Here is a 12,632-nt window from a genome sequence, read left to right on the forward strand (position 1 = left end):
TGACGTGACACACAGGATGGGGTCGCGGGCAGGCGCGAAAGATGCCGGTGTGGCGCTGCTGGTCGCAATTGTAGCCGGAGCTGCATACGCAGCGTTGCGCGTCGATCTTGGGATTTCTGCTTCGACTGCGATGGCCTCTCCGCTGTCGCTTGACACACAGTCGGCCGATTTTTCTATCTGCGGGAACAGTCGCCGCGTAAACTGCGTCGTTGACGGCGATACATTTTGGTTTCACGCCAAGAAAATCCGGATCGCCGATATCGACGCGCCTGAACTCAGCCCGCCCCGATGCGAGGTCGAGCGTGCGAAAGGGGAAGCGGCAAAGCAGCGGCTGCTTGCGCTTCTCAACGGCGGAAAGTTCTCAATTACCGCCACTGGCAGGGACCAGGACCGCTTCGGTCGCGATCTGAGGATTATCACTAGGAATGGCCGCTCAATTGGTACCGTGCTCGTGGAGGAAAACCTCGCACGCCGGTGGGACGGTCGTAGACGACCTTGGTGCAATTGATTTGATTAGTTCTAACGTACCCACTCGCGGCATGGTCTTTCTGCAGCCCGGTCCGCTCTAGCAAGTCGTGCCTTATGCGACGTGTGACGGCGAGAGGATCGTTACAGAATGGCCGAAACCGAGTAGCCGGGTTCGGGGAGCAAAGCGAGTAGAGCCGTAGGGCGAAGCCGTCTCGCCCGATCATTCGGCGGGCTGTTTCATCACAATAATGAATCGAATGGTGTCGACCGATTCATAACTCTCGTTGGACGAGAAAGGCAGGATCGGCGAATCTGTCCGTATGATCTACCAGCCGTATCATATCTATACAGAACGAACGGACCCGACGAAGAACATGGCCCGGTTCTATGCCATGGAAATCTCCCGAAGCTTGTTCGGAGAGCCCTGCCTCATCCGGCGCTGGGGCCGCATTGGAGCATCCGGGCAGAGCATTGTGCATCATTTCGAAAACGAGCACGATGCTGTGGTGCTCTTTCTCGACCTTGCCCGCCACAAAAAATCGCGCGGCTATGTGCCGAGATCGGCGTAAAGACGCCAGAGACGATAGAGACGCGACATCGCGGGTATCCTCAGCAATGACTGCCAGTCCGTTCACGGACCCATCACAGCCGTCAACTTCGACGCGGCTCATGTCTCCTTTTGGCGCAAAACAGACTCAACAGGTTTCGGCACAACATGGTCCTCGGTCAGTCACGACACGGGATTTCGCCATTCGAATAACGCATCTGGAATTCGCTCTTCGTTCTCAGAGCCATCCGTTTCTCTGAGTTTGACAAAGCCCTCGCGTTTATAAAAGCTGATGGCACGAGCATTTTTTTGAAACGTCCATAATTGCAAGTGCGGATAGGTCTCTTGCGCTATGTTCAATAGCCTTGCACCAAGCCTTTTCCCTACATGCGACGGCAAAACGTAAAGATGATCCAGCCATCCGTTCCTGAAGGCGCAAAATCCAACGACTTCATCCTCATCCTCGGCAAGCCAAACATCATTTTCCTGGAAAACAACGGTTCGAAAGAACACCTTGTCCTCGTCCAAAGTATGAAGTTCAGGCAGATAAGGCAGAAAGTGCTTTCGTGAATACCGCGCAACTTCTGCGACGGCGTCAGCGTCGGCCAGGTTTGCCCTCCGCAACACGAAATTGTCACTCTCCATATTCGGCGTTCCTTTATTTGTTGCGGTCTCGCGTTGATTTGGCTCTCGAACTGATATCCAAGATTGCTATGTTTGGAATTGGCGCACACGGCCTTAAGTTTGCTACCCGCCTATGACTCTCACCAACTGAGCCGGATACGGATCATAATCCATCAACTGCATCTCTTGACGCTATTTGCCCATTGCAGAATTCCGATGTCTGATTATCGTCGTATCGTTAGCATTTCTAGCACTCGTTGGCGCTAGGTCCATTTCGGAGTTTCTTTTCCGAATATGCCTTTGAATTCTTTGGTTGGACAAGGATAAGCAAATGACCGAGGAATATTCAGTTTTCTACAATATAGGCAGCGAACTAAAGCTTCAAACGAAGGCGACAAAAGCTCGCCTACTGCTGAATGGTCCCTCGGTACGACTTGTGGGATCAGCTACCGAAGTCGGATTCACTGGAGACCAATTCCGCAGTATTGCCGTTGTTCGTCCTCACAAGGTGGGCACAGTTATCAAAATAGATATTGGCACTGACTTTCTTTTCCTTGCGGTTACGCGGCTGTCAATTGGGCAGTTTGCGCTATTGAATTATATCGGCACCATGCGACTGTTCCAGCGGCTGTCAGCAATATCTGCAGGGCCATCCAGTGAGTACCCAATAGAACGTCGTCGTCCTCGTATAAAGCAAAGGATTGTCTTTTGGACGGTCGCTTCAGTGCTTTGTTGGGTTTTGTTTATTATGTAGTCGCAGTTACTTGAGGACTACTTTTCTGCGTCCCTCAAAAGGGGTTCTATGCTAACTTCGTGAAGCCTTTGACGTGCTGCCACAGAAGCCAGCCTAACGTCACGATTTTCCTCCACAGCTCTTCCATACCAATATTTTGCGGCATGCAGATCACCGATGCTCTCATAACACTCTCCCAAACGTTCCCCTAGATATCCGGCATCCAACGACTGGTCGCCATCTGCCATGAAAAGATAAATTTTGATTGCGTCGGCTGACTTACCTGTTGCCATCAGGTCTTTTGCGCGGCGCTCTAAATGATTGAAGTCATGCAAGATTTTTCTCCTGTTTCGCAGCGTGTCGGCGTTTCAACTTGAGTGCAACTCATGAACCGGAGCAGGTGTAGCACCCATATTTCTGTCGATCATCTACTGCCGGTTATCGGTCACCCCCAAGCCCAGTTCGCCGGTCACTGAAGGCGCTGTTGAACCAGCTCTTCTTGTCTCGCTATCGCTTTTTCAAGAAGCCAACCATCCTTCGAGCGTGTCCGAAAGCTCACGCATAAGAGCAACGACCGTGTTTCCTCACTGAGCAGCCAGGAGCGCGTTTCGTTCACAGTCGTTTCGGACACATCCTCCCAATATGCTCGCTCGGAAGGATCGCTCGCAAAAAGATTGTCTGACAGCAGTAGGTCGGCGATTTGGAGGGCGCAGCACTCATCATTTGTTGCGAGGACGTCGGTCCACAAGCCACCAATGTCGATGTTCAGTATCGCGAGGCTGACGAGCCACTTACCCGCAAGGTAATCATCCGTATGCTGCTTGAAAGCATCCACGCAGGCATGCACAAAAACTTCTTCGAGGGATTGCTGCTCGTTTTTCGGCCACGCCCGCCATTCTGCCTTCTTCAGCTTCAGAGCAATCATCTCAGGCTCAACGGCACCAGACTCCGTTGCAAGGTCAAGGAGCCGTGGCAGGAAGTGCTTGTAATCCTCGCCAGTACCGACGGTGGTTAATGCTGCAGATGCATATTCTTGAACATCCTCAACGTCCAAAAGCCTTATCGGCTTGGCGGTCAGTTGCTTCAGTAGCATTTCTGGATCGCGTAGCGGCGAAGCGTGAAGAACCAGTGGACGGCGGTATCGAGCAAACACGTCATAGGCACCGTCAAGCCTTTGGCGTAGATTGGGGGCATCAGGCACAGGCAATCCTATTTATCAGTTTCGCTTTGACCAGCTTTGATATTCACCACCCGATAGCGAGAATAAATGCTAACTTCAAATTGATCCGTAGATCACTTCGGTTTGTTGTATTCCTCGGAAGACGACAATTACCAGACATCTGAAAGTCCGTAACTTGTGCTATACGGGAGAGTGTGGTGCCCAAATCGGACAAGGCTTTGACGCACCCTGGTTTCCGCGTTATCGCGGTGTGATGAAGAAGCTGCTCTACACCGACGCTCCGCAGATCGAAACTCTGGCGGAATTTTTTAGGCAGGGCTGGACGCTGTTCGATTGTGCCGTCGACGGATCGACAAGCCACCAAACTGATCATCGAACTATCCAACTACATTTCGAAAATGCTGAGCGGCTGAGGGGTTCGTACCCGAGCCGCTATATTTTAGCCAAGCGAAATGCCGCTCTTCCTGACACTAGATTATCGACGGTGATCGCCGCGCTGAAACTAGAAGAGACAACTGATGCCGTAGCACTCGTCGGCTACAACGACGGGGGGCTGATAGCATTGTTTTCCGACGGCCTTCCTTTGCCCGGCATGGCTCAAGACGCCATCTGGTGGACTGGAAAAGGCATAAGCTCAGGCCAGTGAATGACCGCAATTTTGGCATAAAGAGGAGGACGCCTCTTGGCCCATTGCAATCATATGTCCTTGCCATATTTTTCTCCCAAATATAACAATCAGCTTACCTTATTGGCCTCGGGAGCTGCGCATGAATCTCCTCATGGCGTTTTTTGCCGCGATCACGGCATTGGTTGCCTATGAATTCAAACGCGGAAGACATCTACTTCACGGCTACCGGCCAGGAAGATGGGAACGCGCTCATTTTTCGGAGCCTAAAAGATGTGCCCGCCGGGGTGCATGAGCCCGATTTACCGCACCGGGTAATTATTCTCTGGCGCTGTGAAACTGACTTGAACGGGATGCCAGATGCGGATGCTAACAGTGCGCAAATCGCATTGGAAGACGCTCTTCTGCCTTTGGATATAAACGAGATCGGCCGCCAAATGCTTGTGGTTACCGGAAACAACCGCAAGGAGTGGCTCTGGTACGAATAGGATTTCGATAGCTGGATAGCTCTGCCTAATCAAAGGCTGAAAACTAGCCCTGCCTACCCCATCGATATTTCGCACTCCTACGAGCCACAATGGTCTTCATACAAAGATTTCATAGCAGGGGTGAGCGGCTTATAACCTGAAGTGAGTAAATGGTTCACCAGGCCTGATGTCAGCAATTGCCCGATTTCGTTGAAAAACTCAATGCAACGGGCGCGTCCGCTGTTTTCGGACTTCCGGGCAGAGTATCGATGCGTTTGCGTCCCGCGCCTGAGCTCAGGCAATCAGCGTCCGCATCATCAGTTCGGGATCGACCGAGGGACGGCCAGTGCTGCTATAGAAAGGCTTCAAATGCTCTCGAACGCTATCGAGTGCGAGATGACGGTCTATTCCGCGCAACAGGTGCTCGGCGGGAACGTGAACATCAATGCAGAAGTCATAAAAGAGCTGCGTCGGATCTGCCTGACATCCCATCATCGCTCAGTCCTCCGCAAATCAATGAGAGCATTGAATCACGCGCGCTCCCCGCAAGCAATGGGCGGCGGTCTCTTTACCTCACGTGCCCGACGATCCGAATTGCGTCCTCGGAAGCCTCAAGAGGAAAGCGTTTTCCGGTGTTCTGAATAACAGCCCGGATCGCATCTATGTCTTGTGGCACAAGCTTAGCCGGAAGATTGTTATCCCTCCGGTATCTTACAATACGCCTAAACTCGATCCATTCAATTTCGACGAGCGGATAGACGTTAAGCGGCCACAGATTGACATAGGCGTGAGGCGGATACAGCCCCGGATGAACCGCTATCTCGAATTCCTTGTCGTCGCCAATAAACTTTACCGAACATGCGGCATCGATACCCGCTTCTTCGAGCGCGTTGAAAAGCGCGCGCCACTTGGTGTTAGACATCAAGGACGCTGCGTAGTTCTCCGCCGCAAACTTCTGCGCCTTCAACCGAAGCGCCATCATATCGACAGGTTGGCTCTTCCGCATGCTGCATCTCCAAGCGTGTCCGAACAAGGTTTCAGTCTTCATCTATAGCACAGTGGACGAATGGCAGGAAAACGATGAAGGTGCGTCCCAAGGGATCGCAACCGAGTTTTTCCACAGTATCGGCGCGAAGCGGAAGACGCATTCTGGCCCATTGCGGCCTTCGCCCAAGCAGTCACTCCTAGTCTGAGGTAAACTGTCTACGGCACCCAGCCGTAGACAGTGAAAGCCAATTGATCGGAAATTCTACCAAGGTGTCTTTGCGCCGGGCTCCACGAAGCTACCGGACTCTTCCCCTGCAAGAGCAAATTGTACAGGGAGCTTTGCGCCTTCTTCCGGCGTCATGTTGCCATACCCAGTCAGGTCAGTCTTGACAAAACCGGGGCTGACAGAGTTGACGATGATGCCTGTCCCCCGCAGTTCTTCGCTCAGTTGGATGGTCAACATATTCAAAGCGGCTTTGGATGCGTTGTACCCGATAAAGCGCTGCGAGTAGTAGGTCGAGGTCGGATCGCAATTCAAGGTCAGCGAACCGAGCGAGCTGGACAGATTTACGATACGACCTGCGGGAGCTACCCGCAGGAGCGGCAACATCGCCTGGGTCACTGCAAGCGCCCCAATGAAATTCACTTCCATCACGCGACGAACGGCATCGATCGACGCAGTGCTGGGCGGAGCGTCGGAAAAATCGAATATTCCGGCGTTGTTGACGAGAATGTCAAGTTTTCCGCATTTTGCTTTGATCTTAATCGCCGCCGTCTCAGCGCTTGCCAAATCGTTGAGGTCGAGCAGGATGAACTGCGCCACCAAATTCTGCGAAGCTAGATCATCGACCGCGGCACGCCCCCGTTCTTCATCCCGCACTCCGATGATGACTTGGACACCGGCCTGTGCGAGCTGGCGAGCTATCTCCAAACCAATTCCCTTATTCGCTCCGGTGACTAGAGCAACGCGTTCATTTGACATAATTATTTCCTTCGACTGAAACTCCATCCATTATATGAAGCATTGTTCAGTTTGAGGATTCGCTTTTGGCTTCATCGACACCCCTGTCCCTGAACGCCCGCAAACGGCCCGTTCAGGCCCGCGCGGCAGTAACCTTGGATGCGATTTTCGAGGCGACCATTCAGCTTTTGCTGATTGACGGGCCACAGCGGCTGACCACTACCCGAGTGGCCAAGCGCGCTGGCGTCTCGGTCGGTACGATGTAACAATATTTTCCGCATAAGCAGGCCCTGATTTACGCTCTCAACGAACGCTACCTGGACGCATTGACGGAAAAGATCGAGACAGTCTGCCATCGACATCGTGATACACCTGCAGGTCAAATGGTCGAGGCGCTGATAGATGTCTACTGGAAAGCCAAAACGGAACGGCCGGACGTAACTCGCGCACTTTACCGTTCCGTTGCAGACATGGACAACGGGGCCCTTATCGACGCCTTCGCAGTTCGCACCGATGCTGCCACGACGGCTATGCTCAAAACTGCTTCGGATACGACTTTCGCCAACCTCGAGTCCGTCAATCGCACGCTCGTCACCGTCATATTTGGGACCGTTCGCAATGCTTTCGAACGAGACCTTGTTGGAGCCGACGCAGGCGATCTGCGTCGGCAGTTGCTTCTAATGTGCCGCGCGTATCTCCTACACCATCATCAGGCCTCTTAGAGAGCCATTGGCGTCATCGCAGAGCTGATGACCGCTTGCGGCGCAACGCTGCCAGGCAGCAGTTGGCCCGGAGCGGTCATTAGAAAACTGGTCAAATGTGGAAAAAGAAACGCAGCTGAAGCCTCCCGCTAGACGGTCCATGCCTTCTCGTGCGAGACCTGTGGTGCTGGCAACTTACGGAATCTATGGATGACCTGCGCCGCCTATATGGAGTGAATATGGCGATTGAGTCCCTGTATTGGAAAGAAGAGCTTGCCCGGATCGCGAAGAGCATTCGCCCGGTTTCCAAGCCGAAGCGTTGGTCGGAGCGTGCCGTTTGCGTAGTTGAGCGCGATGTAATGATTGGCTTTTTTATCCTCCGCAGGATGGTCGAATTGCATAAGGTGTCTTCAAAGATATCGAAAACGCAATTGGATGTGTTTAGCGCCCCCGTCGCAAAGAATGTGACGAAGATGAACCGATTTGCGCTTGACGAAAATTACAGCTGGCATGCGGAAAAGGCCGAGCAAAAGTCGGTTGCCTACATCTGCAACCAGTGCATCCATGCCTATATTAGCTTTGTGGATCGCGGTCCCGATAGAAATTGGTCTAATTTGCTCGTGGTGTCGGACTACGACCGCAACAACGTCATTTGGCGGATCCCATTCAAAACGATCAGCACCTTGTTCGAAGCGACGTCGAACGACTGGCCCATGTCTATGGAGATGATCCACGACGCAAAACTAGCCGACTACAAGGTGACCACGAACTGAACGAGAAGGCATTCTATCAGTAGGAAATCGACCTGACCGACAGAGTTATCCAGCCTACGGAGAATTATAGTCGATGACCGTCCGATGGCCGCATTTGGCGCAATGCGGCCGAGCCGTCGCCGTCCCAACTGAACTTTAGTCTGGCGATTAGACCATAGGAATAACAAGTTCCCGCGCCTAAAATCACGAGGGTTTAATCGTGACAGCAGCCGCTTGCGCTTGAAGTTTCATTTCGCCCTCAGCCTGAACCGACCCCAGGCTGGCTCATACTCTGGCTTAGTCCGCTAACGTTCTCTTGCAATTCTGTATCCATTTGGATACAAATAACTTATGAACACCTTCGAGAAATCACGTCAGTTCGATAGCTGGTTGAAGGCCCTGAGAGATACCAAGGGCAAGGTTCGCATTCTCCATCGCATTGTTGCAGCAGAGAATGGCAACTTCGGTCCCGGCTATCGCATCTACTACACGCGGAAAGGCGACAAAGTTTATCTGCTGTTGGCTGGCGGCGACAAGTCCAGCCAAAAGCGTGACATTCAAAAGGCCATAGAAATGGCCCGCACCATCGGAAAGGAATGACCATGACGGAATTCAGCAAATTCGATGCTTCAGAATATCTGGATAATGAAGAGACCATGATGGAATATTTGACCGTCGCCATGGAAGATGAAAACCCTGACGTCTTCATTACGGCGCTGGGCCATGTTGCCAAGGCACGCGGAATTGCGCAGATCGCAGAGGTTTCCGGCCTCGGTCGCGAAAGCCTATACAAGGCCCTGAAACCCGGTTCGAAGCTTCGCTATGAAACGATGCACAAAATCATTCATGCGCTTGGCTTCCGGCTGGCCTTAAGCGCGGCGTAAGAACCATGCGTGCCAGTCAATCACCACGCGAACGCGCCGCCCGCGCCCTGTGCCGTCTTAATAATGTGCCGCAGAATACGGCATTCGAGACAAAGCCAATGTGGCACAGCTTCTTAGACGAGGTTGACACTGTACTTGAGGCGGCATTGTCGTCTGAAGAATGGGAGAGCGTGAAAGCGCAGGGGCCAGAGATCAAGGTGTAGGAAATCATTCCAGCGGGAAATTGGGAGAACCGCTCGTCCTTGACGCCGTCGCCTCGGCCGGCAACCTCGTTCGATCTGAGCAGCTTTCTCCCGATTCCGTGTGGCACCAAGAAAGCCGGGGCCGGACGACGCCCGTTCCCGGCTCCATAGTCCGAGGGAAGAGGCCCGCCCGATGGGCGGAGCCTCAATGCCTCAATCGCGGTTCTGTCGGGACCAGATCAGCTGGTAACCATCTTCGCCTTCGACTTCGGTCAGGGTTGCGTAGATCGGAGCCGGGAAACTCGGGTCGTCCAGCTTGACCGAGAGGTAGTCGCGATCACTCTCAGTGGATCGCTTCTGCCAGGCCGCACCCAGCTCGACAGCGCCTGCGTAGATGCGGAACTGCGGGCCCTTGTCTGAGGGGTTTTCGACGCGAGAGATACGGGCCTTGACGTTGAGGGCGAGGGTGCGGATGGAGCCTGTGAAGCCCGTTTCTGTGGAGTTGAAAGTGCCGATGGTTGCCATGGTGGTGTTCCTTTGCTTGTTCGGGCCGCACCATTGCGGCCTCGATGGCAGTCGCAAAGACCGGGGACGATCGGACCGCACCCGCCGGGGTCCCTTCGCGCCTTACGCGATGGGGTGGCACAGGGCCGCAATGCAATGAAGGGCGGCCGGAGGAAACTTTGTTGTGCGCGAGGAATGCGAACGCAGTTCGCTGGGGAAGAAAGTTACAGACGGTCGTTGCGGGAAAACGATCGAGGCGCAGCCGGTCTCCGGTCAGACATGCCCCATCGAGCCCGCAGATGGAGCCCCGGAAACAGGTGGAGGGATATCGCTATGGCGATCTCGGGACTCGGACCCTTCGAGAGGGGCAATATTGGAATAATCACCTCGGACAATCCGTCGATCATCACCCATCCCCAGCGAAAACCCATTTCATGAAAGGAGCCGGTTACATGGAAGTATTCGCGCGCGCTCGTTCGTCGGTGACGTCGCCATGAGGATCCATTCGTCAGGACACAAAGCCAATAACTGTTGAACGAGAGCCATCCCGTGGACTCACGTCCGATACTGGCCAGCCCTCGGTCTGTGGGAAGCTGGATCTTCGCCGCAACAGGTCCCGCACTTGAACGGTGTCGGGTCGTGGCAAAGACGGCCGGCGATGATTACCTTCGTTGCTGACAGAATGGTTGGCTTCAAGCCGCCTTGGTTCCCGCCTCGGCTACCCGCTGCAGATCATGAAGATAACTCATAGCGCGCTGCGCATGTGCCGCTGCCTGAAAGATGGCGCGCTTGTCGCCTGACAGCACGCGCAGCCAGGACTGCAGGTAGGAGGCGTGATCGGGTCGCGGCTCCAGTTCCGGAACAATGCCAAGATCAGCACACAGGAAGCAACTCCCGAGTTCTGCAATCAACTCTTCGCGGGCGCGCTCGCTTTTGTCCTTCGCGTAGCGGCTGAGATCGCGGCCGACACGGGAAGGATGCGCCGTCCAGTGCGTGGCTTCATGGCTGAGCGTCGCCACATAGGCCGCAGCATCGCGAAACGTCTCGAACGGCGGCATCTGAATATGATCCGTCACCGGCGAATAATAGGCCTGACCGCCGCCATGTCGGATCAGGGCACCTGTATTGAGGAAGAAGCGATCGGCCTGCTCGATCCGCTCTAGGGGATCAAGGTTCTCAGCAGGCTGCCCGTAGTAGTGATCGGGAAGTCCATCGATCTGTTCGATGTTGAAGACCGAGTATGTTTTGAGAAAAGGAATCTCACGGTCGATCTCATTGCCTAAACCGTCGCTTTCGGATTTTGTGAAGCGGCTGGCGAAGACGACAGTCGAGCCCGTTTCGCCCTTGCGCACACAAGCCCCGACTTCGAGCGCCTGCTTGAATGTCATCCACATCGGTGAGGAGAAACCCCGCGCTACCCCCTCCGACCAGAGAAGCAGCACGTTCATTCCTGAATAGGGCAGGCCATTATGCCTCAACGGTCGGGTGATGCGCCCCTGTGTGTGGGCAACACTCCACGGCATCATCCATGGTCGAACGCCTTGTTCGAGATCGGTCACGATTCGATCGGTAATGCGGGAATAGATGTCGCTGCGGTCGCCTGCCGATTTCCTGGTCATCTTCATTTCTCCTTCTTGTCCGACCGCGCCGATCGCGGTTCGTCACGGAGGTCCTGAAGCAGGAGGCAAAGGATCTCGTGCGCACCCAAGGGGCAGGAACGAAGAGGAGGACGGCAAAGCCGTTGCGCGCGAAAACCGTCTCCTGCAGGACCACCGGCCGGAACGGACCGCGATCAATCGGGCGCTCTCCGGGTTCAAATCTCAACATGGAAAGGGCCGACCCCGACAAGGCCCGCCCGATTTGAAAGAAAGGAAATGAGCGGGGCCGGAGCCCCGCCGGTTGGGATCAGCCGAGAGCATCCATCTGAGCTTCCGCCGCCTTGCGGTCGAGACTGGCACCCGGATTTTCGACCGGGCGTTCGAAGGGCTTCCAAGTCTCACCGATGACCTGTTCGTAGGCGGCAACTGTCCCCTCTGCCGCCATCCTGAGGGAATGGGCCTGGATGCCCATGTCGGCCGCGAATTCCCGCTTGCGCTGGGCGGCGCTGTCGTAGCCGACTGGACCATCGAGGTCCTCGTCACGGGCGTCGTTCGACGCCTTGGCGGTTGCGTCGCGCGCTTCCGTGACGGCGCGGGAGTAGAACTGCCCGGCGCCATGCGCCGATCCGACGAAGGCTCCGACGATGCGCTGCAGGTGTATCTGCATGGCCTTCTCGCCCAAACCTTCGGAGAGGCTGTCGGCGGTCTCAACGATCAGCCGCTCGTGGAGGCTGCGGATGCAATCGCTGTCGACGAACGTAGTGCCGAAGCTTTCGACGATCTTGAGTGCCTGGGTGGCGTCGGGGCAGGAGAGGCGGACCATTTCGAGGGTGGTGCCGCGGCGAGGTTGCGAAAACCTGGCGTTTGAGCGGTTGGGAGTGGCGGACTTGGCCATGTCTATTCCTTCCTTGACTGCTGAAGCGGTTCCGGCCCGTGCCGGTCTGCCCTTCGATGCGGACGACCAAGAACCGGCAAGGGACGGGCGGTTTCACAGGTCCGATCCGACTGAGCCAGCAGGGCAGGGTTGCGGGCCAGCAGGTCTTGACCTGAGCAGACCGCGAGCCTGACTTCGCGCGGTGAGGTTGGATCGGCTGCCATGCGGCGCGACAGCGGCCTTGAAACGACCGAACGCCGGTTCAGACCGCAGCACAAGAAGGGCAGTCCGGCACGGGCCCGATGCCAATCCCCAGCAACGAGAAGGTACCATGGCCGAGACCGCCGTGCCGATGACATCGCAGCCAGGCAAGGCAAGCCCAGAACCAGCGCCTTCTTTTTGGGTCCGCCTGTATTGCCGGATGATGCACAAGCTCGTGATCACGACGTTGGCAATCACCGATGACCTGCTCATCCATCTCGATTCTGCGAGCGATTATGTCGAGTTCGGCCCAATGCTCGACGGTTAGGCAGTCGACGAGCTCC

General features: G+C 55.0%; 20 protein-coding genes and 1 pseudogene. 12 read left to right on the top strand and 9 right to left on the bottom strand.

The features are described from left to right. The first annotated feature begins 4 nt into the window (after positions 1 to 4). Positions 5 to 508: a thermonuclease family protein gene (locus RQI55_RS19830; RefSeq protein ID WP_311273328.1), complete on the top strand. Its 504-nt coding sequence runs from the start codon at positions 5 to 7 to the stop codon at positions 506 to 508. A gap of 280 nt (positions 509 to 788) precedes the next feature. Further along, on the top strand, positions 789 to 1,037 hold the full coding sequence (locus RQI55_RS19835) for a WGR domain-containing protein (protein ID WP_065661775.1): 249 nt from the start codon (positions 789 to 791) through the stop codon (positions 1,035 to 1,037). Positions 1,038 to 1,198: 161 nt separating this feature from the next. Here RQI55_RS19835 and RQI55_RS19840 read toward each other — a convergent pair whose 3' ends face one another. After that, complete coding sequence (locus RQI55_RS19840) at positions 1,199 to 1,660, bottom strand: GNAT family N-acetyltransferase (protein WP_311273329.1); 462 nt, start codon at positions 1,658 to 1,660, stop codon at positions 1,199 to 1,201. A 310-nt stretch (positions 1,661 to 1,970) separates the two neighbouring features. Here RQI55_RS19840 and RQI55_RS19845 point away from each other — a divergent pair, with 310 nt between their 5' ends. Then, positions 1,971 to 2,393, top strand: coding sequence for a hypothetical protein (locus RQI55_RS19845; RefSeq protein WP_311273330.1), 423 nt, complete (start codon positions 1,971 to 1,973; stop codon positions 2,391 to 2,393). A gap of 17 nt (positions 2,394 to 2,410) precedes the next feature. On the opposite strand, the gene RQI55_RS19850 is transcribed toward RQI55_RS19845, so the two are convergent. Continuing rightward, the gene (locus tag RQI55_RS19850) at positions 2,411 to 2,707 is read right to left on the bottom strand and encodes a hypothetical protein (RefSeq protein ID WP_311273331.1); all 297 of its coding nucleotides are present in this window, start codon (positions 2,705 to 2,707) and stop codon (positions 2,411 to 2,413) included. A 134-nt stretch (positions 2,708 to 2,841) separates the two neighbouring features. Next, positions 2,842 to 3,573, bottom strand: a complete 732-nt coding sequence (locus tag RQI55_RS19855) for a hypothetical protein (RefSeq protein WP_311273332.1) — start codon at positions 3,571 to 3,573, stop codon at positions 2,842 to 2,844. Positions 3,574 to 3,805: 232 nt separating this feature from the next. Here RQI55_RS19855 and RQI55_RS19860 point away from each other — a divergent pair, with 232 nt between their 5' ends. After that, positions 3,806 to 4,198, top strand: a complete 393-nt coding sequence (locus tag RQI55_RS19860; protein ID WP_311273333.1) for a hypothetical protein — start codon at positions 3,806 to 3,808, stop codon at positions 4,196 to 4,198. 170 nt (positions 4,199 to 4,368) lie between these two features. Further along, positions 4,369 to 4,665 (top strand): hypothetical protein, encoded by a 297-nt coding sequence (locus RQI55_RS19865; RefSeq protein ID WP_311273334.1) that lies wholly within the window; start codon positions 4,369 to 4,371, stop codon positions 4,663 to 4,665. A gap of 279 nt (positions 4,666 to 4,944) precedes the next feature. On the opposite strand, the pseudogene RQI55_RS19870 reads toward RQI55_RS19865, so the two are convergent. The 3 genes and pseudogenes from RQI55_RS19870 to RQI55_RS19880 all read right to left on the bottom strand — a co-directional run. After that, positions 4,945 to 5,139, bottom strand: a pseudogene (locus RQI55_RS19870) (IS5/IS1182 family transposase); the annotation flags it as partial. 73 nt (positions 5,140 to 5,212) lie between these two features. Continuing rightward, on the bottom strand, positions 5,213 to 5,650 hold the full coding sequence (locus RQI55_RS19875; protein WP_311273335.1) for a DUF6678 family protein: 438 nt from the start codon (positions 5,648 to 5,650) through the stop codon (positions 5,213 to 5,215). Between the two features lie 243 nt (positions 5,651 to 5,893). Next, complete coding sequence (locus RQI55_RS19880; RefSeq protein WP_311273336.1) at positions 5,894 to 6,613, bottom strand: SDR family oxidoreductase; 720 nt, start codon at positions 6,611 to 6,613, stop codon at positions 5,894 to 5,896. 65 nt (positions 6,614 to 6,678) lie between these two features. On the opposite strand from RQI55_RS19880, the gene RQI55_RS19885 reads away from it, so the two are divergent. The 6 genes from RQI55_RS19885 to RQI55_RS19910 all read left to right on the top strand — a co-directional run bounded on the left by RQI55_RS19885 (position 6,679) and on the right by RQI55_RS19910 (position 9,132). Then, positions 6,679 to 6,858: a hypothetical protein gene (locus tag RQI55_RS19885; protein WP_311273337.1), complete on the top strand. Its 180-nt coding sequence runs from the start codon at positions 6,679 to 6,681 to the stop codon at positions 6,856 to 6,858. A 117-nt stretch (positions 6,859 to 6,975) separates the two neighbouring features. Continuing rightward, positions 6,976 to 7,314 carry a hypothetical protein gene (locus RQI55_RS19890; RefSeq protein ID WP_311273338.1) on the top strand — a complete coding sequence of 113 codons (339 nt, stop codon included), beginning with the start codon at positions 6,976 to 6,978 and terminating at the stop codon, positions 7,312 to 7,314. A gap of 218 nt (positions 7,315 to 7,532) precedes the next feature. Beyond that, positions 7,533 to 8,066, top strand: a complete 534-nt coding sequence (locus RQI55_RS19895; protein ID WP_311273339.1) for a hypothetical protein — start codon at positions 7,533 to 7,535, stop codon at positions 8,064 to 8,066. A 330-nt stretch (positions 8,067 to 8,396) separates the two neighbouring features. Continuing rightward, positions 8,397 to 8,645 carry a type II toxin-antitoxin system RelE/ParE family toxin gene (locus tag RQI55_RS19900; RefSeq protein ID WP_311273340.1) on the top strand — a complete coding sequence of 83 codons (249 nt, stop codon included), beginning with the start codon at positions 8,397 to 8,399 and terminating at the stop codon, positions 8,643 to 8,645. Beyond that, a complete protein-coding gene (locus RQI55_RS19905) occupies positions 8,642 to 8,929 on the top strand; it encodes an addiction module antidote protein (protein ID WP_311273341.1) in 288 nt (95 codons plus the stop codon). The genes RQI55_RS19900 and RQI55_RS19905 overlap by 4 nt, the downstream gene beginning before the upstream one ends. A 5-nt stretch (positions 8,930 to 8,934) precedes the next feature. Then, on the top strand, positions 8,935 to 9,132 hold the full coding sequence (locus RQI55_RS19910) for a hypothetical protein (RefSeq protein WP_311273342.1): 198 nt from the start codon (positions 8,935 to 8,937) through the stop codon (positions 9,130 to 9,132). Between the two features lie 192 nt (positions 9,133 to 9,324). On the opposite strand, the gene RQI55_RS19915 is transcribed toward RQI55_RS19910, so the two are convergent. From RQI55_RS19915 to RQI55_RS19925, 3 genes are all read right to left on the bottom strand, one after another. After that, positions 9,325 to 9,636 carry a DUF736 domain-containing protein gene (locus RQI55_RS19915; RefSeq protein WP_042615792.1) on the bottom strand — a complete coding sequence of 104 codons (312 nt, stop codon included), beginning with the start codon at positions 9,634 to 9,636 and terminating at the stop codon, positions 9,325 to 9,327. Positions 9,637 to 10,307: 671 nt separating this feature from the next. Further along, on the bottom strand, positions 10,308 to 11,234 hold the full coding sequence (locus RQI55_RS19920) for a zincin-like metallopeptidase domain-containing protein (protein WP_311273343.1): 927 nt from the start codon (positions 11,232 to 11,234) through the stop codon (positions 10,308 to 10,310). Positions 11,235 to 11,520: 286 nt separating this feature from the next. Further along, on the bottom strand, positions 11,521 to 12,108 hold the full coding sequence (locus tag RQI55_RS19925; protein WP_311273344.1) for a hypothetical protein: 588 nt from the start codon (positions 12,106 to 12,108) through the stop codon (positions 11,521 to 11,523). A 310-nt stretch (positions 12,109 to 12,418) separates the two neighbouring features. On the opposite strand from RQI55_RS19925, the gene RQI55_RS19930 reads away from it, so the two are divergent. Next, a complete protein-coding gene (locus tag RQI55_RS19930; protein ID WP_311273345.1) occupies positions 12,419 to 12,616 on the top strand; it encodes a hypothetical protein in 198 nt (65 codons plus the stop codon). Positions 12,617 to 12,632 lie beyond the last annotated feature (16 nt).

Origin of the sequence: Rhizobium sp. WCS2018Hpa-16, assembly GCF_031843705.1 — a bacterium.
Lineage (GTDB): Bacteria > Pseudomonadota > Alphaproteobacteria > Rhizobiales > Rhizobiaceae > Agrobacterium > Agrobacterium tumefaciens_C.

Bases quoted from the DNA above. Each gene is read 5' to 3' on its own strand.
- RQI55_RS19835 (WP_065661775.1), top strand. From the start codon at position 789: ATGATCTACCAGCCGTATCATATCTATACAGAACGAACGGACCCGACG.
- RQI55_RS19840 (WP_311273329.1), bottom strand. From the start codon at position 1,660: ATGGAGAGTGACAATTTCGTGTTGCGGAGGGCAAACCTGGCCGACGCT.
- RQI55_RS19845 (WP_311273330.1), top strand. From the start codon at position 1,971: ATGACCGAGGAATATTCAGTTTTCTACAATATAGGCAGCGAACTAAAG.
- RQI55_RS19860 (WP_311273333.1), top strand. From the start codon at position 3,806: ATGAAGAAGCTGCTCTACACCGACGCTCCGCAGATCGAAACTCTGGCG.
- RQI55_RS19865 (WP_311273334.1), top strand. From the start codon at position 4,369: ATGAATTCAAACGCGGAAGACATCTACTTCACGGCTACCGGCCAGGAA.
- RQI55_RS19875 (WP_311273335.1), bottom strand. From the start codon at position 5,650: ATGCGGAAGAGCCAACCTGTCGATATGATGGCGCTTCGGTTGAAGGCG.
- RQI55_RS19880 (WP_311273336.1), bottom strand. From the start codon at position 6,613: ATGTCAAATGAACGCGTTGCTCTAGTCACCGGAGCGAATAAGGGAATT.
- RQI55_RS19890 (WP_311273338.1), top strand. From the start codon at position 6,976: ATGGTCGAGGCGCTGATAGATGTCTACTGGAAAGCCAAAACGGAACGG.
- RQI55_RS19895 (WP_311273339.1), top strand. From the start codon at position 7,533: ATGGCGATTGAGTCCCTGTATTGGAAAGAAGAGCTTGCCCGGATCGCG.
- RQI55_RS19900 (WP_311273340.1), top strand. From the start codon at position 8,397: ATGAACACCTTCGAGAAATCACGTCAGTTCGATAGCTGGTTGAAGGCC.
- RQI55_RS19905 (WP_311273341.1), top strand. From the start codon at position 8,642: ATGACCATGACGGAATTCAGCAAATTCGATGCTTCAGAATATCTGGAT.
- RQI55_RS19910 (WP_311273342.1), top strand. From the start codon at position 8,935: ATGCGTGCCAGTCAATCACCACGCGAACGCGCCGCCCGCGCCCTGTGC.
- RQI55_RS19915 (WP_042615792.1), bottom strand. From the start codon at position 9,636: ATGGCAACCATCGGCACTTTCAACTCCACAGAAACGGGCTTCACAGGC.
- RQI55_RS19920 (WP_311273343.1), bottom strand. From the start codon at position 11,234: ATGACCAGGAAATCGGCAGGCGACCGCAGCGACATCTATTCCCGCATT.
- RQI55_RS19925 (WP_311273344.1), bottom strand. From the start codon at position 12,108: ATGGCCAAGTCCGCCACTCCCAACCGCTCAAACGCCAGGTTTTCGCAA.
- RQI55_RS19930 (WP_311273345.1), top strand. From the start codon at position 12,419: ATGGCCGAGACCGCCGTGCCGATGACATCGCAGCCAGGCAAGGCAAGC.